Raw genomic sequence first — 19,129 nt, forward strand, 5'->3', positions numbered from 1 at the left:
GCGCCCGCCCACCCGCCAGCGCCGCCGTCCACCGCGCCGGCGTCGCGATCCACCCGATCCGCAGCGCCGGGGCGAGCGTCTTGCTCAGCGAGCCGAGCAGCGCGACGTACGAGGGCGCCATCCCCTGCAGCGCGCCGACCGGGCGGCCGTCGTAGCGGAACTCCGAGTCCTTGTCCTCCTCCAGCACCAGGCCGTCCACGTCGCGTGCCCACGCGATCAGCTCGCTGCGCCGGTCCGGCGCCAGTGCCACGCCGGTCGGGAAGTGGTGGGCCGGGGCGACCAGGACCGCGCGGACCGCCGGGGTCTGCCGCAACGCGTCCACGCGCAGGCCGTGGCCGTCGACCGGGATCGGGACCGCCGTGAGCCCCGCGCCGGCGATCAGCGCACGCGTCGCGGGCCAGTCCCACCCCGGGTCCTCGACGCCGAGCGCGGTGTGCCCCTCCCGCCGCATCGCTGTCAGGATCCTGACCAGCCCGTCCGTCGTCCCGCCGCAGATCGTCACGTGCTCCGCCGCCACCGCCGCGCCCCGCGACCGGGTCAGGTGCTCGGCGAGGGTGGCCCGCAGCGCCGGGTGGCCGGCCGGGTCGCCGTGGCCGAAGTCGGCGTTCGGCGCGTCGTGCATCGCGTGCTGCAACGCCTCGATCCAGCGCTTACGCGGGAACATTCGAAGATCCGGCAGTCCCGGCTCGAGATCGAAGTCGAAGCGCGGCGGCAGCAGCGCTCCCGCCAGAACCGCGTCCCGGGCAACCTCCTCCTGACCATCAGCCGGCCCACGCCGCACGCGCGTAGCCGAACCACTCCGCGCCTCCAAGTACCCCTCGGCGGCCAACTGCGCATAGGCCTCCGTGACCACCCACCGCGAACATCCCAGGTCAGCGGCGAGCATCCGACTCGGCGGCACCACACTGCCCGGCGCGATCCGCCCCTCGGCGATCGCCGCCCGCAGCGCCCGGCGCAGCCGCGCGTGCAGCGGCCCGGGCCCGTACTCGTCGAGCACCAGCAGCGTCTCGAACCCGTGACTGGACTGGCTGGACTGATTGGACTGGTTTTCCGTCACAGAATCGGACCGTACACCCGAGCCGCCTGCCGTCTACCGTGTTCGGTGTGAACGAGACCGACGAAGTCCTGCCCGGCGAAGTGATGGCACGCGAGATCGCCGAACAGCCCGAGGTGCTGGAACGCATCCTGGCGAAGGGACTTCCGCGGATCCGCGACGTCGCCGAACGCATCCGCGCCGCCAACCCCCGCTTCGCACTCCTGACCGCGCGGGGAACGAGTGACAACGCGGCGTACTACGCGAAGTACCTCATGGAGATCACCCTCGGCCTCCCCGTCGGCCTGACCTCGATGTCGACCACGACCGCCTACCACGCGCGCCCCGACCTGACCGACGTCCTGTGCGTGACGGTCTCCCAGTCCGGCGGCTCCCCGGACCTCGTCGCCACCACCGAGATGGCCAAGGAACGCGGCGGCCTGACGCTGGCGGTGACGAACGTCGCCGGATCCCCGGTGAACGCGGCCTCCGAGCTGGACCTGGATGTCCTGGCCGGCCCGGAACTCGCCCTCCCTGCGACCAAGACCTACACCGCCGAGCTCCTGACGCTCTGGCTCCTCGTCGACGCACTCCGTGGCGGCGACGGCTCGGCAGCCAAGCCGCTCCCGGAACTGGCAGCGGCGACGCTCGCCCGCGAAGCGGAGGTCGCAGAGCTGGCAGGACGCTACCGCTTCGCCTCCCGACTGGTCCTGACCGCGCGCGGCTACTCCTACCCGACCGCCCGCGAAGCAGCGCTGAAGCTGATGGAGACGTCGTACACGCCGGCGCACGCCTTCTCCGGCGCGGACCTGCTCCACGGCCCGCTGGCCATGGTCGACAACATCTCCCCGGTGATCGCCGTAGCCGCCGAAGGAGCAGGCGGCACCGCGCTGGAGCGGGTGCTGGAACGGCTGCGGGAGCGCGGCGCCGACCTGGTCGTGATCGGCTCACAGGAGCACATGGCCGGAGCGTCCGCAGGCTTCACCCTGCCGGCCGGGGTCCCGGAGGAGCTGTCCCCGATCCTGGAGATCCTGCCGCTGCAACAGCTGGCCTACCACGTGACGATGGCCCGCGGCCTCAACCCCGACGCGCCCCGCGCGCTGGCGAAGGTCACCCGGACCCACTAGCGCGCAGTCGCCGCCGCTCCTCGTCGCATCGAGCAACCGCCGAAACCGACGTAAATCAGAAATAAACCTCACTCCCCTACCTTCGCGACATTCGCCAGACCCTCAACGCCTGGCGAACAAACAGCCAATTCGTCGCGAACCAAACCGGGAGTCATACCAGTGGCGACTATCGACCACGTCGTGGTCCTGATGCTGGAAAACCGCTCGTTCGACCACATGCTCGGCTTCCTGGAGCATCCGGATCCGGCCTTCGACGGCCTCCTGACCGGCGGACCGCACACGAACCCCGGGTTCGAAGGCGGACCGCCGGTCGCGGCCACCCCGAACGCCAAAGCCGTGCTCCCGCAGGACCCGAACCACGAACACGACGCCGTGATGAAGCAGCTCGGCGTCGCCGCGAAGCCGCCCTACGGACAGCCGAGGAACGACGGCTTCGTCGCCGACTTCGAACGCGTCGGCCGCAACCTGGACCCGCAACGCTTCACCGGGTTCCTCAGCCCTCTGGTGAACAGGCACCTCTCGCACAAGACCGTGTCCTCGGCCCCGCTGGCCGGCATCGGCCCGCTGGTCATGCGGTGCCAGAACCCTGCGAACGTCCCCGTCCTGTCCCACCTGGCGCTCGAGTTCGCGGTCTGCACCCGCTGGTTCTCCCCGGTCCCCGGCGAGACCTGGCCGAACCGCAACTTCCTGCACGCCGCGACCTCCGACGGCGAGACCGACATCGACACCCGCCTGTACGCGAACCCCACGATCTTCGAACTCCTCGAAGCCCACGGCCACGACTGGACCATCTACCACGACGACACCCCGCAGGTCTGGGCGTTCGTCAACCTCTGGGACACCCCGGAGCGGCACGCGAAGTGGCACCCCTTCAGCACCTTCGCCGAGCACGTCAAAGCCGGAAAGCTCCCGGCGTACTCGTTCATCGAGCCCAACCACCGGCCCCCGCTGCACACCCTCGACCACGAGCGTGTGATCGGCCGGCCGGACATCAGCGACAGCCAGCACCCCGGCAACAACATCGTGTCCCGCGAGGCCTACGACACCTTCCCCGACGACGCGAACACCGACTTCGCCCGCGGCGAGACCCTGATAGCAGCGGTCTACGAAGCACTGCGCGCGCAACCCGACCTCTTCGCCCGCACCCTGCTGATCATCACCTACGACGAGCACGGCGGCTTCTACGACCACGTGCCCCCGCCGCAGGACGTCCCGGCTCCCGGGCCCGCCCGCGCCGGAGCCCGCCTCGCGCACCTCATCCTGGAGAAGAGCTCGACGGCCTTCGACTTCACCATGCTCGGGCCTCGGGTCCCGGCCGTGCTCGTCTCTCCGCTCATCGCAAAGGGCACGATCGACGGCGCGATCCATGACCACACCGCCGTGCCTGCCACCCTGCGAGCCCTGTTCGCACCGGACGCCAAGCCGCTGACCCACCGCGACGCCTGGGCCGAGCCGCTGCACGGACTCCTCACCCTCGACCAGCCACGCCAGGGTGACCAACTGCCCGACCTGTCAGCGTTCGCAGCGCGGGCCACCGCCGAAAAGGACGCCGCCGACGCGACCGCCGACGCCAAGGCTGCCACCGGTACCACACCGGACAAGGTCGGCGACTTCTACCGCGACTTCCTCCGCCAGGCCGAAGTCGTATGGCGGCACCTGGCCGAACGCGGCGGCCCCGAGACCGCCGCCGACCTGCTCGACTCCGAACCCGAGCGGGCGATTCAGATCAGCAAGGCCTTCGCCGACGCAGCCGAGCGCCTGCGCCGGCAGAAGAGCTGACGCCGGCCGGTGGCTACTGGCTGGTGGCTTGTGGCGGCTGGCGGCTGGCGGCTGGCGGCTGGTTGCTGGCGGCTGGTTGCTGGTTGCTGGCTAAGCCTCGCACCGCGCTGTCGGAACCATCGGTCCCGACAGCGCGATCTCGCCGTCCCGAAGATCGACCGCCTCGCCGGCCCGGCTGACCATCCTGCAGCTGTGCAACACGGCGCGGCCCCGGTCCCGAATCACGATCTCCTCGGAGAACTCGGTGTCGGTGGCCGTCAGACTGGCGTCGGCGACGACCGAGGCGCCGCACGCCCGCAGCATGGAAGACTCCAGGCTCAGCTGAGCGATTCCGGACACCGCCACACCCGCGCCGCTGACTTTCAGCACACCGCCGCTGATGTGTACCTCAGAACCCGAAGACGCGGTCACGCCGTCGCCGGAACCCTCGACGACAATCCCCTCGAAGTGCGCCGTGGCACCGCCGGACACGACGACCGCGTCGCGCTGCGCGTAGAGCACATCGACCTCGTTGAATGTCAGGACACTGGCACCGTCGGCGACGATCCCGACCGGCGCCCCTTCGATCTGCATCCGCTCGAAGCGCGGCCGCGCGCCGCCGGTGACGTACACCCCCACGCGTGCCGGATCGGCGATCAGGCATTCAGTCAGCACCGGCGAGCTGCCGCCCGCGATCTGGACCGAGATGCCCGCCGAGCCGGAGAAATCGCAGTCCTCTACTACTACCTCGGCGCGGGTCGCGATATAGAGGTCAAGCCCCTCGCCGTCGCTGACTCGTAAGCGCGCCAGCTGGGCTCCGGCGTTGTGTTCCAGCGCCACGGCTGGCTTCCCGCAGCCGATGATGACGCAGTCCTCGACGTCTGCGTGGCCATATCTGTTCACGTATATACCGTTGCCGACGGGCCGGTCGATGGTGCAGCCGTTCACCGTCAGGCGGCCGCGTTCGCTGACGACCACGGCCGAGGAGCCGATCTCGGCGAACGTCGTCTGCTCCACGACGCCGCCTTCGGCGGACGTCACCACGATCCCGGCGCCGAGGCGGTTCGCGATCCGGCAGTCGCGGACCGCGAGCGTTCCGGATTCGTGGGCCAGGACGGCCATCCGGCCCGCGCCGTCGATCGCGCAGCCGTCCAGGACGGCCTCTCCCCTGCGGACGTCCAGGATCGGGGCCTCCTCGTCGGCGCCGATGAACTCCAGCGCGGACAGCGTCACGGTGGCCGCGTCGACGATCAGGGTGCTGCCTTGCTCGCCGCCGCAGATCCGCACGCTTCCGGGGCCTTGCTCGGCGCTGAGCGTGACCGAGCGGTCCACCACGACCTGCTCGGCGTAGGTGCCCGCGGCGATGAAGATCAGCGCGCCGTCGCGGGCCTCGCGCAGCGCCGCGCCGATGCTCGGGTGGGCTTCGGGGCGGTCGGGGGCGACCACCAGGATCTGCCGTGTCATGACGCGCTGCCTTCCAGGTGCCGGGTCGCGATGTCCGGGTGCCGTGCGGGGCGCAGCAGCGCCTGGTCGATGAGCCAGGACAGCAGCTGCGGCAGCGGCACGCCGCCGGCCTCCCAGGCGCGGGCGAAGGAGGAGCGTGCGGTGAAGCCGGGCATGGTGTTGATCTCGTTGACGAAGAGTTCGTCGGCGGCCTGGTCCCAGAGGAAGTCCACGCGTGCCAGGCCGTAGGCGCCGGCGGCGTCGAAGGCCTGGATCGACAGTTCCCTGACTCGCTGCGTCACGGGGCCCGGCAGGTCGGCGGGGACGGACAGGCGCGAATCGACGGCCTCGTACTTCTGGCGGTAGTCGAGCACGCCGCCGTCGACTTTGATCTCGGCCGGCATGGACGTCCGCAGGACGCCGTCCGCGCCGGCCAGGACTCCGCAGCGGATTTCGCGGGCGTTGTTCACGGCCTGCTCGACGATCACGGTGGTGTCTCTGGCCAGGGCGTGGGTGATGGCGCCGGCGAGTTCTGCCGGGTCGGTGACCCGGACTACGCCGATTGAGGATCCGCCTGCTGCGGGTTTGACGAACAGGGGCCAACGCAGGGTGTTGAGGAGCGGGATGAGGGTGGTGCTTGTGTTGCTGATGCCGGTGTTGCTGTTGTCGCTGATTTTGGCGTCGCGGATGGCGGCGAGGCGTTCGGCGTGCAGGGCGACGTAGGGCGTCACCGGGATTCCTTCGGCGGCGAAGACCCGCTTCATCGCGACCTTGTCCATGCCGACCGCCGAGGCTGCGACTCCGGAGCCGACGTAACACACTCCGTACGCTTCCAGCAGGCCTTGGATAACGCCGTCCTCGCCGAACGCGCCGTGCATCACCGGGAACGCGACGTCGATGCGTGCCACCTGGTGGGCGGGGTCCTGGGCGTGCACCACGCTGAGGGATCCGTCGGCGCGGTGCGGGATCAGCTCGACGGGGATGCCGCCGATCGGGAGGCGGTCGGCGATGGGGACGCTCGGCGCGGGCTCGTTCCGGGCGTACTCGACCGCCTCGGGCGGGAGCAGCATGAAGCGGCGGCTTCTGGTGACGCCGATCGCGTGGACGATGTAGCGGTCGCGGCTCAGGTTGCGGAGTACTGATTTGGCCGATGCGCAGGAGACGTCGTGCTCGCTGGACGGACCGCCGTAGAAGATGCCGACCTGGAACATGTGGCCCCCATTCAGATCATGTGTTGTCGACATGAGCGTGCGCCCGGATGGTTTACGGGGGCTTTCGGTGAAGGGTTCAGTGCGAAGCGGTTTTTGGGCCGCGCGTTCCTTCTTGGGCTTGAAGCGGGCTTGAAGCGGGCTTGAACGGGCTTGAACCGGGGGGCTTGAACCGGGCTTGGCGCGTCGCCGTATACCGCGGTGCGTAATTCATCAAAGGCACGCAAGACAGGAAGGAATGGCATGTTCGCACGCTTGCGCCTATTCGCGGTCGGGGCTGTCCTGGTCCCGGCACTGGCTCCGGCTACTGCCGTGGCCGCCAGCGCTCCGGCGCGTCCGGCCGCGGTTTCGGCGGCGTTCTCGGGGGCGGCTTCGGCTTCGGCGGCGGCTTCGGGCCCACGCTCGGCGGCGTCGTACGGGGCCGGGGAGTTGCTGGACTCTGCGCCGGTCAGCTCCGCTCAGCTCCTGCCGTCGGCCGCCTCGGGGTGGAATGTCGTCTACTCCTCGACCAGCTACAACGGTGGCGGCGCCACGGTTTCCGGGCAGGTGTTCGTGCCTGCCGGTACGGCGCCGGCGGGCGGCTGGCCGGTCATCAGCTGGGCTCACGGGACTGTCGGCGTCGCGCCGCAGTGCGGGCCGACGATCGCCGGGCGCTCGGCTCGGGACGTCGCATACCTCGACGGCTGGCTGTCCGCGGGGTACGCCGTCGCGGCCACTGACTACCAGGGTCTGGGGACGGTCGCGGACGGGCCGCATCCGTTCCTGAACGGGAATGCGGAAGCTTACGACACAATCGATATCGTGCGCGCGGCGCAGGGGCTGGGCGTCTCGCTGAGCAACCGGTGGATGGTCGTGGGGCAGTCGCAGGGTGGTCAGGCCGCGCTCTACACCGCCCCGGTCGCTGACTCGTATGCGCCGGACCTGGACTTCCGTGGCACGGTCGCCACGGCGCCGCCGACGCAGTGGGCCGAGTTGCTGAACGTCGCCGGGCTGCACAACCCCGCCGCGCCGGTCAACACGTTCCTGCCGCTGATCGTGGCGGGGCTGAAGGCCACGAACCCGGGGACGTTCAATCCGGCGGACTTCCTCACGCCGACCGGACTGCAGCTGGTCGCGAAGACCAGCCAGGACTGCATCGACGCCATCGGGACCGACGTCGCAGGGCTGACGCTGGGGCAGGTGCTGAACGAGGACCCGGCGCGACTGAACGCACTCGCGGCGCTGATCGAGACCTTCGACGTGCCGACCGGCCTGGACCCCGAGCCGGTGTTCATCGGGCAGGGGACGGCGGACACGACGGTGTTTCCGCCGGCTTCGCAGCAGACGGCGAACCAGCTGGTTGCTTCGGGGACTGATGTGACGTTCAAGTTCTACCCGGGTGCGACGCATAACACGCTGATGGCTGCGGCGCTGGGGGATGTGGTTGGGTTTGCTGGTGATCAGTTTAGTTGTTGAGGATGGGGGCTGAGGTCGGTGCCGAATTCGGGTGCGGAGTTCAGTTGCTGAGGTCGGGTGCTGAGGTCGGGTGCTGAGGTCGGGTGTGCCGAGTTCGGGTGTGCCGAGGTCGGGTGTGCCGAGGTCCGGTGCCGAGTTCGGTTCTGATTGAGGTGTGATTGCCGGGCCCGGCGGGGGGTTCGGTGAGTAGACCGGAGTGCGGAAAGTCTTTGGTTTACAGGCCATTTTTTACGGCTTCGCCAAAGGTTTGATGACCTCGCAGGGGGACGCAGTTCGGCGGAGCACCGCCGGTCGCGCTGGCGGCCGGTGGTGCTCGTGTTCACGACCGCGCATGGGTCCGAGTCACTGCGTGCACGCTGCGGCCGGCAGTTTTCGCGTGCACGACCGCGCATGAGTCCGAGTCACTGCGCATGCGTTTGGTCTGGCGGGCGGCGGCCGCGTTTGGTGGGTGCGTTGAGGCCTCTGGCGGGCCTCCTCGACGAGGGGGCGACCCGCGCGTCCGGCGGTTTGGCGGCGGTCCGCGACTGTTCGGCTTCTCATCCGCTGTTGCCTGCGTCGCGTTGTTCGGTGGCGGTGTTGCTTGTGGTCGCCGGGTTCTGGGTCCCTCGCCGCGTCATCGCCGTAAACGGAACCAGCCCGGTTTGGCGGAATCAAGCCGCACCCCTGCTGCTGTGGTCACCTTGCGCCCGGCTTGACACCGCCAAACCGGGCAGGTTGGCTGCGCCCGCTGACGCGGCGAGGGACCCAGAACCAACACCCCGCATGGTCCTTCGGACCCCCTCACGACATCGCCAGCCACGCTCACCCGTCACCAACCGAGGCCGCCAAGGCACCGGTACTCATCGCGGGCCGGCAGCCTGGCCCGTCACCAACCGCAGCCACCAAGGCGCCAGTTCTCATCAGAGTCGGCAGCCTGACCCGTCACCACCCAAGGTTGCTAAAACCATCACCACCGGCCAGTCAGCCTGGCGCGTCACCACCCGAGGCCGCTGAAACCATCACCACATGGTCAGTCAGGCTGGCCCGTCGCCATCCGAGGTTGCTAGAGCATCTGGGGCCTGTTATCTGGTTTGGTGGCATAGCGGCTTGGCTGCCGCCGCCGCCGCTGCCGCTGCCGCCAGCGCAGCGCGCGCCGGTTTGCGCCGGAGCCGGCGAGCTGGCCGCACCGGCCCGCTTGCCGCGCCGTCGCGCTCGGTCAGGCCGCCGACCGCGCCCGGTCAGCCGGCCGGGCCCCGGCCGCGAACCGTTGAACCCCGCCGCCGCTGCGGCCGTAAGACCACCATCGACATTCGGTGGGAGATGGAGCACGTGAGCGAGTTCAGAGTCCAACTGCTCGGCCCGGTGCGGGCCACGCGGAACGGTGTGGCGTTCTATGGCGGGCCGCCGCAGCAGCAGGCGGTGCTTGCCATGCTTCTGCTCGCGCGGGGGAGTCAGGTTTCGGTCGACTCCATGATCGATGGGTTGTGGGGGGAGGCGCCGCCCAAGACTGCGGTGGGGATCATTCGCAAGTACATCTCCGTGCTGCGGAATCCGGGTGTTGCCGGGGAGGCGTGCCGGGGGTTTGCGATCGTCTTTGCCGGCAACGGCTATGTGCTCCCGACGTCTGGTGTTGATGTGGACCTCGACCGGTTCGAGGGCGATGTCCATCGGGCCATGGCAGTGCTCGATGATGACCCCGACAGTGCGCTGGCCCTGAGCCGGAAGGCGCTGGGGCTCTGGCGGGGGTCGCCGCTCGCGGGCATCGCGGGGCCCTTCGCCGAGGCTGTGCGTGACAGGACCATGGAACTCTATGCCGACGCCGTGCAGACCGAGCTCACGGCGCAGGTGCAGACTGGTGGCCATGCCGGAGCCGTCGCCAGGATCCGCGCCATGGTCGCCGAGCATCCGCTGCGCGAGAGCCTGCACGAGTTGCTGATGCTGGCCCTGCATAAGGCGGGCCGCCCGGGGGAAGCCCTCGAAGCGTATGCCAGCGCGCGGCGCACGCTCCGCGACGAGCTGGCGATCGAGCCCGGGGCCGGTCTGCGTGAGATACAGCGCCGGATCCTGACTGGGGATGAGGGCAGAGAGGCTGAGCAGCCGCTGGAGGCGACGCCGACCGTCCGCCTGCCTGCGGCGCCGCCGGACTTTACGGGCAGAGAAAGCCTTCTCGAAGCCATCCGTCGGCAGCTCAGCCAGCCGCAGGGCCCGCGCATCGTCGGCCTGCGGGGGACGCCGGGCATCGGCAAGACCTCGCTCGCGCTGCGTGCCGGGCACCTCCTCGCGCCCGCCTTCCCCGACGGCCAGATCTACCTCGACCTCGGCGGCCCCGATGGCGTGCCGATGACCGGCTCCGCGGTCCTCACCGCCCTGTTGCGCTCCGCCGGCGTGCCGGCGGAGCAGGTGCCGGCCAGTCCGGCGGTGCGGGCGTGGGCATGGCGCGACCTGCTCGCGACGCGCCGCATGCTCGTCGTCCTCGATGATGTCGAAGCGATCCAGCAGGTCCGGGACGCGCTCATCGCTCCAGCGGGAAGCGCCTTCATCGTCACCGGCCGCGGCACGCTGCTCGGCCTGAGCGGCGCGACGTACCACGAAGTCCCCGAACTCAGCACCGACGAGGCGTTCGCCCTGCTGGAAGCGCTCGTCGGCACCACGCGCGTCCGCGAAGAAGAGGACGCGGCCCGGGCGCTGGTCGCGCGTTGCGCGGGCCATCCGCTGGCCGTCCGCGAGCTTGCCACGCGGCTGACCGCGCGTCCTCGGTGGAGACTGGAGCACGCGCTGAAGCTCCTGCACACAGAACCGGAGCACGTCACCTACCGAACCTGGCTGTCGGGCACCGCGAGCTCGGCGCCGCTCGAACGCGCCTACCACCGCCTGACACCCGAGCAGGCCAGGATCTTCTGCCGAGCCGCGAAGTTCGACGGAACCTGGATCCCCGTGTCGAGGGCGGCCGGCGAGCTCGGCATGCCCGAGGACCTGCTGCACCGGCTGTTCGAATCCCTCGCCGACGCGCACCTCCTCAAGCCGGGAGCGTGGGGCAGCTACGCCTACGACCCGATGGTCCGCCAGTTCGCCCGCACCGTGGCGCCCCCGACCGCTCAGTCCTCCCCCAGGTAGGCGCTGCGCACGCGCTGGTCCGCGAGCAGATCGGCCCCGGTCCCCTCCAGCACGATCCGCCCGGTCTCCAGCACGTACGCGTAGTCGGCCAGCGCGAGCGCCGCCTGCGCGTTCTGCTCCACCAGCAGGATCGTGGTCCCGGCGTCCCGCAGCTCCGCGATCGTCACCATGATCTGCTGCATCATGATCGGCGACAGCCCCATGGAGGGCTCGTCCAGCATCAGCAGCCTGGGACGGCACATCAGGGCCCTGGCAATCGCCAGCATCTGCTGCTCACCGCCGGAGAGCAGCCCGGCCATCTGGTCCTGACGCTGCCCGAGGATCGGAAACCGTTCGTAGGCCTCCTCGATGTCCCGGCTCAGATCCGCCTTGCCCCGGATGAACGCACCGAGCCGCAGGTTCTCCTCGATCGTCATGCGCGGGAAGATCCGCCGGGCCTCAGGACAGTGTGCGAGGCCCTGCTCGACGATGCGATGCGCGGGAACCCGCTCCAGCGCCTTCCCCGCGAAACGGATCGCTCCGGCCGTGGGGCGCAGCAGCCCGGACAGCGTACGCAGCGTCGTCGTCTTGCCCGCGCCGTTGGCGCCGAGCAGCGCGACCGTCTGTCCCTCCTCCACCTGCATCGAGATGCCCTTGACCGCCTCGATCTTTCCGTAGGCGACATGCAGCCGCTCGACACTCAACAGCGCGCTCACCGGACGTCACTCGCTTCCTGGTCCGCCGTCCCCAGATAGGTGGCGATGACCCGTTCGTCGGCCCGGACCTGGTCCGGCCGGCCCTCGGTCAGCTTCTTGCCGCGCGCCAGCACGACCACCCGGTCGCAGAGGTTGAAGATGAACCGCATGTCGTGCTCGATCACGATGACCGACAGGCCCCGCTCCCGGATCTTGAAGATGGTCTCGCGCAGCGCCGTGGTCTCGCGCGGGTTCATGCCGGCCGTCGGCTCGTCGAGCAGCAGCAGACCGGGATCACTGGCCAGCGCCCGCGCGATCTCCAGCTTGCGCTGATCACCGTAGGGAAGGCTGCGCGCGATGGAGTAGGCGTGCTTGTCCAGGTCCAGGAACGACAGCAGGTCCTCGGCCGTCTCCCGCGCCTCACGTTCGGCGGCGCGAAAGCGCGGGCCGCGCCCGATCGCCGAGAGCAGACCCTCGCGCGTCCGGCAGTGCCGACCGACCATGACGTTCTCCAGCGCGGTCATGTTCGGAAACAGCCTGATGTTCTGGAACGTCCGCGAGATCCCGGCCTCGGCCACCCGATACGGCTTCGGCGGAAGCTGCTGTCCCCGGAAGGTGATCGAGCCGGCTGTCGGGGTGTAAAGACCGGTCAGACAGTTGAAGAAGGTCGTCTTGCCGGCGCCGTTCGGCCCGATCAGGCCGACGATCTCGCCGGCCGCGACGCTCAGGTCCACGTCGTCGACCGCGGTCAGACCGCCGAAGCGCATGGTCACGCCCCGCGCCTCGAGGATCGGGTCGACGGAGTCCACCGGATCGGCCATCTGGATGGGCTGCATGCTCACGCTCGTGCCTCGGCTTCCACCTCGTCGGGGACGGACAGCTCGGGCGGTTCCTCGGCGCTCGTCTCCCGCTCGTGGAACTCCAGCCGCCGCCGCTTGTCGGGCACCAGGCCCTCCGGCCGCAGCCGCATCATGACGATCAGCGCGATGCCGAACAGCAGCAGCTGCTTGTTGTTGAAGAACTGGAGCTTGTCGGGGATCAGGAACAGCAGGGAGGCCCCAAGCAGCGGCCCGGAGATCGTTCCCATACCGCCGAGGACGACGGCCGCCAAAAGGAAGGCGGAGTTCGGCGGAGCCGAGGAGCTGAAGGTGTACTGGTCCGGGGTCACCGTCGAGGTCAGGTGGCCCTGGATGCTCCCGGCCAACCCCGCCAACCCCGCGCCGAGCCCGAAGGCCAGCAGCTTGAAGCGGTAGCCGTGCACGCCCATCGCCTCCGCAGCGGTCTCGTCCTCCCGGATCGCCGCCCACGCGCGGCCGATCCGCGAGTCGTTGACCCGGGCGAAGATGAAGATGACCACCGCGATCACGAAGACCAGCAGCAGGTAGTAGTTGCCGAACCGCCCGAAGGTGTGGCCCAGGACGGTGTGCCGCTGGCCGAAGTCGTAGCCGAACAGCCGCAGGTTCGGGACGCCGTAGACGCCCTCGGCACCGTTCGTCACCTGCGGACCGGACTGCCCGTCGAGGTTGTTCATGGTGATGCGGAAGATCTCGCCGAAGCCCAGCGTGACGATGGCGAGGTAGTCCCCGCGCAGCCGCAGCGTCGGAGCCCCGATCAGGAGCCCGGCCAGGACCGACACCGCGACGCCGATCAGCGCCTGCGCCCAGAACGGCAGCACCACGTGCGCATACCGCGAGGCCGCAGTGCCCGAGACCAGGGCGGCCGTGTAGGCGCCGACGCCGAGGAAGGCGACGTATCCGAGGTCCAGCAGCCCGGCGAGTCCGACCACGATGTTCAGACCGAGGGCGACGGTCGCGAAGATCAGGATGTTGTCGGCCACGCTGGTGTAGGCGTCGGTCGACTGCAGGAACGCGAACAACACGGCTGCGGCGAGCACCGCGCAGCTGGTCGCGATCCGGTTTGCCGCGGTCAGAGCCGAGAAGCGCTCGAACAGCCCCGAGGCGGCCAGGCCGCGTCCGGCGAACCCGGCGGCGAGACAGAACCCGATGAACTCCTCGGAGTACCCGGTTGTGACGCCGAAGTCCGCGACGAACAGCCCCAGCATGACCACGGCGAAGACTACGAGGATCTGTATGGCTCGGGCCGCAGGCTTGGGTGGCGCAGACTCGTGGTCGTCGTCGGGCAGCAGCCGCGCGCCGACGACGGGAAGCACGACCGAGATACCAGCGACCCAGGATCCTGCGACGTAGTTCGCTACTCCCCCGAGTTCCCACGCGATGGCGACCACGACGTACAGCGTCGACAGCGCGTTGGCCAGAGTGAGTCCTCGCAGGAGCCTTACACACCCACGCGGTGCCATCCAACGCGTGCCGGGCACTCCGGAAGTACCAAGGGCGGGACCGAGCGCCAGCAGTGTCAAAATACTGAGAATCAGGGTGATGAGCTGGTTGCCGCCCGGATACCCGGTCACGGTCAGATTGCCGGGGAACGCGCTGGTCCAGGTCCAGGCGAGGAACGTGGAGCCCAACGCACCCACGGATCCCAACGCGATCAGGCACTTGCCCAGCAGCGGATCGGTGCGCCTTCCGACGCGGTGGCGCGCGTTGCGGCTCTGCCCGATGAGAGAAGAAGTAGTCATTGCCATCTCACGCCCGATCCGCGACGCGTTCGCCGAGTAGTCCTTGTGGCCGCAACAGCAGCACCAGGATCAGCAGCACGAACGCCCAGACGTCCGCCCAGGCCTGCCCGAACTGCGCGGTGTCGCGGAAGTGCGCCAGGACGCCGCTGGACAGCTCCTCGGCCAGTCCCAGCACGATCCCGCCGAGCATCGCGCCGCGCACGTTCCCGATTCCGCCGAGCACGGCGGCGGTGAACGCCTTGAGTCCGGCGACGAAGCCCATGTCGAAGGAGATCTGCCCGTACCGCAGGCCCTGGGTGACGGCGGCGACGGCGGCCAGCGCGGCGCCGACGGCGAAGGCCAGCACGATCATCCGGTCGGTGTCGATGCCCATCAGGCGGGCGGTGTCAGGGTCCTGAGCCGTGGCCTGCATGGCCCGGCCGGACCGGGTGCGGGCGACGAACCAGGCCAGACCGGCCATGCACACGGCCGCCGCGATCACGGTGAACAGGTCGGCACGCTGCACGAGCACGCCGCCGAGGCTGAAGGCCTTGCCGCCGAACGACGGGAAGGCCACGGGAGCCTTGGCGTTCACTCCGCCGGGCAGCTTGAACCACAGCGAGACGACCTGCTGGAGCGCCAGCGACAGGCCGATGGCGGTGATCAGCGGGGCGAGCCGGGGCGCGGTGCGCAGCGGCCGGTAGGCGAGGCGCTCGGCGCCGACGGCGGCGGACACGGAGACCAGGACGCCGCCGACGAGCATCAGCGGGAGGGCGGCGAGCAGCGGCAGGTGGGCCACGCCCGGGATCCAGGCGTAGACCGTCAGCGCGCCGAACCCGCCGAGCATGAAGATCTCGCCGTGGGCGAAGTTGATCAGCTGGATGATGCCGTAGACCGTGGTGTACCCGACGGCGATCAGGCCGTACATGGCGCCGAGCACGAGGCCGTTCTCCACCAGCTGAAGCAGTACTGAGACAGACACGCGGATCTATCCTTGCTTCCTTGTTGCTTCGTTGTTCGCGGACGTGGGGCGGCGGGGATGCCGGTGGCGCGGACCGCGTCGCGGACCGCGCCACCGCCAGGGCTCAGCCGGCGAATGGGCCGGAGTAAGTGCCCTGGTCCCAGGCCCCGTTCTCGACCTTGTACATGGTGATCACCTTGGAGCTGACGTCCCCGTACTGGTCGAAGGCGACCGGGCCGGTCACGCCGGTGAACGACACGGCCTGCTCGGCCTTCTCGACCTGCGAGCGGAAGGCGTCGCCGGCCGGGACCTTGCCGCCGTCCTGCGCCAGCGCGGCCTTGACCGAGAGGATGATCGACTCGGCGGCGTCGTAGGAGGTGCCGCCGTAGATCGCGTAGGGCGCCGGGAAGTTCGCCGCCTGGTAGGCCGCGATGAAGTCCTTCGCCGACGGCAGGGAGGCCAGCGGCGCCCCGGGCACCGTCGCGAAGTCGCCGTTCGAGGCCGGACCCGCGGTCTTGATGTAGGTCGGGTCCTGGACGCCGTCGCCGCCCATCTCCGGGATGTTCAGGCCGGCGGCCTTGAGCTCCTTGGACAGCGGGGCACCGGCCGGGTACTCGCCGCCGTAGTAGACCAGCTTCGCCCCGGAGCTCTTGACGGCGCTGATCACCGAGCTGTAGTCGGTGGTGGTCGCGGTCGCGGTCTGCGCCAGGGCGATCGTGCCGCCGAGCTTCTTGAACTCGGCGGTGAAGGTCTCGACCAGGCCGACGCCGTAGGTCTGGCCGTCGTCGACGGTGGCGACGCTGTGGATGCCGAGGGTCTTGTAGACGTAGTCCGCGGCGAACGGGCCCTGGATCGCGTCGGTGGTGATGTCGCGGAAGTAGGACGGGTAGGCCCGGGTCTTCGACGACTTCCAGTTCGGGCCCTGCGTCAGCGACGGGTTGGTGTTGGCCGGGGAGACCTCGACCAGGTTGGCCTGGTTGAACACGGACTGCATGGACTGCGCGACGGCCGAGTTGAGCGGCCCGACGACGCCGACGACGGCCGGGTCGGCGACGAACGCCGCGGCGTTCTGCTCGCCGATGCTGGCCGACTTCTGGTCGTCCTTCGGCACCAGCTGGAAGGTGACCCCGGGAACCGTCTGCTGCTTGTTCGCGGTGTCCACGGCCAGCTGCGCCGAGTACTGGATGCCCAGGCCGAGGGCCTGCAGGCCGCCGGTCAGCGGCGCGTCCAGACCGATCTTGACGATCGTGCCGCCGCCGGCGGCGGCGCCCCCCGAGGCGGCGGGCTTGGACGAGGTACGGCTGCCGCAGGCGGTGGTGGCGAGCGCGCAGACGCCGGCCACCGCGCCGAGGATCGCCACGGAACGTCGAAACACTGAAATGCTCCTTCAACAGCTCAGGAAATCAAGGAAATGAACAGAAGAGCGCAATGCCCCTGAAAGCGCCCCCTTGCCGCGGCTGCGGCAGGCTCCTGTCGAGAGCCCGCCGCCCCATGCCGACCGGCCGCTTTTCGCCCGCAGGGAAGCAACGGGATTCAAGCTCGGACCGAACCGTAGTCAGCCTTGATTTACGGTTGATTTACGCGCCCGGGCCGATCCGGGGCGCCGCCAGGTTGTGCCAGGTTGTGCCAGGTTGTGCCAGGTTGTGCCAGGTCGTTGCCAGGTCGCAGGCCGGGTTCGGCCGGCCGTTGAACCCCGTCGGGGGCGCGGCCGTAAGCAGGTGAACCACGGCCCCGGAACCGCGCGGGCCGGTCCACACGAGGGGTGCTTCCATGGCTGCCAACGGCGCTGTCACCAGCGCGCGTCCTTACGCCGACGAGATGCTGATCATCCACAAGGTGTTCCGGCGCGAGGTCGACCTGCTGCCGCAGATCATTCGCACGGTGCCGGACGGGGACACGGCGCGTGCCGCGTACGTCGCCGACGCGGTGCAGAACTACGTGGGCGGACTGCACAGCCATCACTCCTTGGAGGATCAGCTGGTGTGGCCGTTGCTGCACGAGCGGGCCGAGACCGACGACGCTGTGGTGACGCGGATGGAGAGCCAGCACAAGCTGATCGACGGGACGTTGGAGGTGGTCGTGGAGCTGCTGCCGGATTGGCGCAAGGACGCGGATCCGGGCGTCGGGCTGAAGATCGCCGAGGTGTTGGAGGAGCACCGCGCGGTGTTGGTGGAGCACCTGGACGATGAAGAGGCCTATGTGGTGCCGCTGATCGCTGAGCACCTGACCGTCGAGGAATGGGATGCGGTTGGGGAGCGGGGGCTGGCGGAGACGCCGAAGAACAGGCTGCTGCTGGTCTTGGGCGCGATCTTGGAGGACGCGACGCCGGCTGAGCGTAAGCACTTTCTCGGGAAGGTGCCCGCTGTCGGGCGGCTGATGTGGGCGGTCGTGGGGCGGCGGCAGTATGCGCGGGAGTGCCGGAAGTTGCGTGGGTCGCTGGGCGGGCGGTGATCGGGGCGATGGCGACGGTGGCGAATACATTTGAGGAACAGCCCAGCGCCGCTCAGGTGGTGGACAGCATGGAGCGCATGAGCGGCGGGGCGCATGCGGGTTGCCGTCGTTCCAGCGCGCGCGGGGCTTGCTTCACCGGCATGTTCACGCCGACCGGTGACGCCGCCGCGCTGACGACCGCCGGCCACCTTCAGAAGCAGCGGGTGCCGGTGACGGTGCGGTTCTCGAATTCGGATGGGAATCCGCAGGTCCCTGATTCGGCGCCGGTCACGCGTGGGATGGCGGTGCGGTTCCATCTGCCGGACGGTCGCTCGACCGATCTGCTGGGCATCACGGTTCCGGTGTTCGTCGCGTCCACGCCGGCGGAGTTCGTCGGCCTGACCGAGGCGTTGCGGCCGGATCCTGGTAGCGGAGGTACCTGGGGTACCGGGCATCCGGATATGGGCCGGGTACAGGCTTTCGTCGGTGCTCATCCGCACCTGGCCGGGCCGATCATGCAGCAGCCGCCGATTCCGGAGAGCTATGGGAGGACCGCCTTCTGGGCGATCCACGCCTTCCTGTGGGTCGATGCCGATGGCCGGAAGCAGGCGGTCCGGTATCGATGGGAGCCGGCGGCCGGGAGGTCCGAGCTGACGGCCGAGGAGGCGGCTGGTCGCGCGCCGGATTATCTGACCGTGGAGCTGCACGAGCGGCTGGCGCGGGGGCGCGTCACGTTCATGTTGTACGTCCAGTTGGCCGAGGACGACGATCCGACGCACGACCCGACGGTCGCGTGGCCGGAGGAACGCAAGGAGCTGACCGCCGGGTGGCTGGAGCTGACCGGGCCGGTGGACGATCAGGGGCACTGGGAGGGCGAGCGGTTTGATCCGACGCGGGTCACTGGGGGGATTGAGCTTTCGGACGATCCGGTTCTTGCCTTTCGGTCGTTCGCATATGCCGAGTCTTTTCATCGGCGCAGTGAGAAGGCTTAGGGGTGCTTGGGGCGCTAGGGGCAGGCGCTAGGGCAGGTGCTTGGGGCAAGTGCTTGGGGCACTAGGGGTTTTAGGGGCGCTGCCCACCGGTGTCAGGACATTGATGAATGCCCGTGGAACGCGCCCGCGACCACCGGAAGCAGCTTCCGCGCGATCTCCTCAGCAGGCTGTGTCGCCAGCTCGGCACCGATCGGGGCCAGCGCCAGCCAGTTCAGGATGCCCGCCGCGCAGCGGATGCGGAACACCAGGTCCTCGCCGCTGATGCCGGGCAGGTTCGCCTCCAGCACGCGCATGGCGTCCCGGCGCGAGAGCTCGAACTTGGCGGTGAGGCGCTCCCAGCTCTCCGGCGGGTCGATGGCCACGCGCGCCACGGTCCGCAT

At 69.5% G+C, this 19,129-nt stretch carries 14 protein-coding genes and 1 pseudogene; 6 read left to right on the forward strand and 9 right to left on the reverse strand.

From position 1 onward, the window contains the following. On the reverse strand, nucleotides 1-1,057 hold a 1,057-nt coding region (locus tag GWK61_RS40030; RefSeq protein ID WP_323747968.1), incomplete at its 3' end, for an aminotransferase-like domain-containing protein. 83 nt (nucleotides 1,058-1,140) lie between these two features. Here GWK61_RS40030 and GWK61_RS40035 point away from each other — a divergent pair. Further along, on the forward strand, nucleotides 1,141-2,160 hold the full coding sequence (locus GWK61_RS40035; protein ID WP_194916951.1) for an SIS domain-containing protein: 1,020 nt from the start codon (nucleotides 1,141-1,143) through the stop codon (nucleotides 2,158-2,160). A gap of 159 nt (nucleotides 2,161-2,319) precedes the next feature. Further along, nucleotides 2,320-3,939, forward strand: coding sequence for an alkaline phosphatase family protein (locus GWK61_RS40040; protein ID WP_194916941.1), 1,620 nt, complete (start codon nucleotides 2,320-2,322; stop codon nucleotides 3,937-3,939). A gap of 90 nt (nucleotides 3,940-4,029) precedes the next feature. Here GWK61_RS40040 and GWK61_RS40045 read toward each other — a convergent pair whose 3' ends face one another. Continuing rightward, complete coding sequence (locus GWK61_RS40045) at nucleotides 4,030-5,382, reverse strand: right-handed parallel beta-helix repeat-containing protein (RefSeq protein WP_194916942.1); 1,353 nt, start codon at nucleotides 5,380-5,382, stop codon at nucleotides 4,030-4,032. Continuing rightward, nucleotides 5,379-6,572 carry a D-alanine--D-alanine ligase family protein gene (locus GWK61_RS40050; RefSeq protein WP_194916943.1) on the reverse strand — a complete coding sequence of 398 codons (1,194 nt, stop codon included), beginning with the start codon at nucleotides 6,570-6,572 and terminating at the stop codon, nucleotides 5,379-5,381. The genes GWK61_RS40045 and GWK61_RS40050 overlap by 4 nt, the downstream gene beginning before the upstream one ends. A gap of 240 nt (nucleotides 6,573-6,812) precedes the next feature. Here GWK61_RS40050 and GWK61_RS40055 point away from each other — a divergent pair, with 240 nt between their 5' ends. Both GWK61_RS40055 and GWK61_RS40060 read left to right on the forward strand, forming a co-directional pair. Beyond that, nucleotides 6,813-8,024 (forward strand): alpha/beta hydrolase family protein, encoded by a 1,212-nt coding sequence (locus tag GWK61_RS40055; RefSeq protein WP_194916944.1) that lies wholly within the window; start codon nucleotides 6,813-6,815, stop codon nucleotides 8,022-8,024. A 1,308-nt stretch (nucleotides 8,025-9,332) separates the two neighbouring features. Next, complete coding sequence (locus GWK61_RS40060) at nucleotides 9,333-11,117, forward strand: AfsR/SARP family transcriptional regulator (RefSeq protein ID WP_194916945.1); 1,785 nt, start codon at nucleotides 9,333-9,335, stop codon at nucleotides 11,115-11,117. On the opposite strand, the gene GWK61_RS40065 is transcribed toward GWK61_RS40060, so the two are convergent. The 5 genes from GWK61_RS40065 to GWK61_RS40085 form a co-directional block, all read right to left on the reverse strand. Next, the gene (locus tag GWK61_RS40065) at nucleotides 11,099-11,812 is read right to left on the reverse strand and encodes an ABC transporter ATP-binding protein (protein ID WP_194916946.1); all 714 of its coding nucleotides are present in this window, start codon (nucleotides 11,810-11,812) and stop codon (nucleotides 11,099-11,101) included. The two genes, GWK61_RS40060 and GWK61_RS40065, sit on opposite strands and share 19 nt — an antisense overlap. Further along, complete coding sequence (locus GWK61_RS40070; RefSeq protein ID WP_228563727.1) at nucleotides 11,809-12,627, reverse strand: ABC transporter ATP-binding protein; 819 nt, start codon at nucleotides 12,625-12,627, stop codon at nucleotides 11,809-11,811. Before GWK61_RS40070 ends, GWK61_RS40065 begins: the two co-directional genes overlap by 4 nt. A 2-nt stretch (nucleotides 12,628-12,629) precedes the next feature. Then, a complete protein-coding gene (locus GWK61_RS40075) occupies nucleotides 12,630-14,387 on the reverse strand; it encodes a branched-chain amino acid ABC transporter permease (RefSeq protein ID WP_228563720.1) in 1,758 nt (585 codons plus the stop codon). Nucleotides 14,388-14,394: 7 nt separating this feature from the next. Further along, a complete protein-coding gene (locus GWK61_RS40080; RefSeq protein ID WP_194916948.1) occupies nucleotides 14,395-15,348 on the reverse strand; it encodes a branched-chain amino acid ABC transporter permease in 954 nt (317 codons plus the stop codon). A gap of 103 nt (nucleotides 15,349-15,451) precedes the next feature. Further along, nucleotides 15,452-16,702 (reverse strand): branched-chain amino acid ABC transporter substrate-binding protein, encoded by a 1,251-nt coding sequence (locus tag GWK61_RS40085; protein ID WP_194916949.1) that lies wholly within the window; start codon nucleotides 16,700-16,702, stop codon nucleotides 15,452-15,454. Between the two features lie 395 nt (nucleotides 16,703-17,097). On the opposite strand from GWK61_RS40085, the gene GWK61_RS40090 reads away from it, so the two are divergent. After that, entirely contained in the window at nucleotides 17,098-17,778 is a 681-nt protein-coding gene (locus GWK61_RS40090; RefSeq protein WP_228563721.1) for a hemerythrin domain-containing protein, read from the forward strand. Between the two features lie 68 nt (nucleotides 17,779-17,846). Continuing rightward, entirely contained in the window at nucleotides 17,847-18,749 is a 903-nt protein-coding gene (locus tag GWK61_RS40095) for a catalase family peroxidase (RefSeq protein WP_194916950.1), read from the forward strand. A gap of 92 nt (nucleotides 18,750-18,841) precedes the next feature. Here the strand turns inward: GWK61_RS40095 and GWK61_RS40100 are convergent. Continuing rightward, nucleotides 18,842-19,129: pseudogene (locus GWK61_RS40100) on the reverse strand (TetR/AcrR family transcriptional regulator); the annotation flags it as partial.

Source organism: Catenulispora rubra, assembly GCF_015356825.1.
Classification (GTDB): domain Bacteria; phylum Actinomycetota; class Actinomycetes; order Streptomycetales; family Catenulisporaceae; genus Catenulispora; species Catenulispora rubra.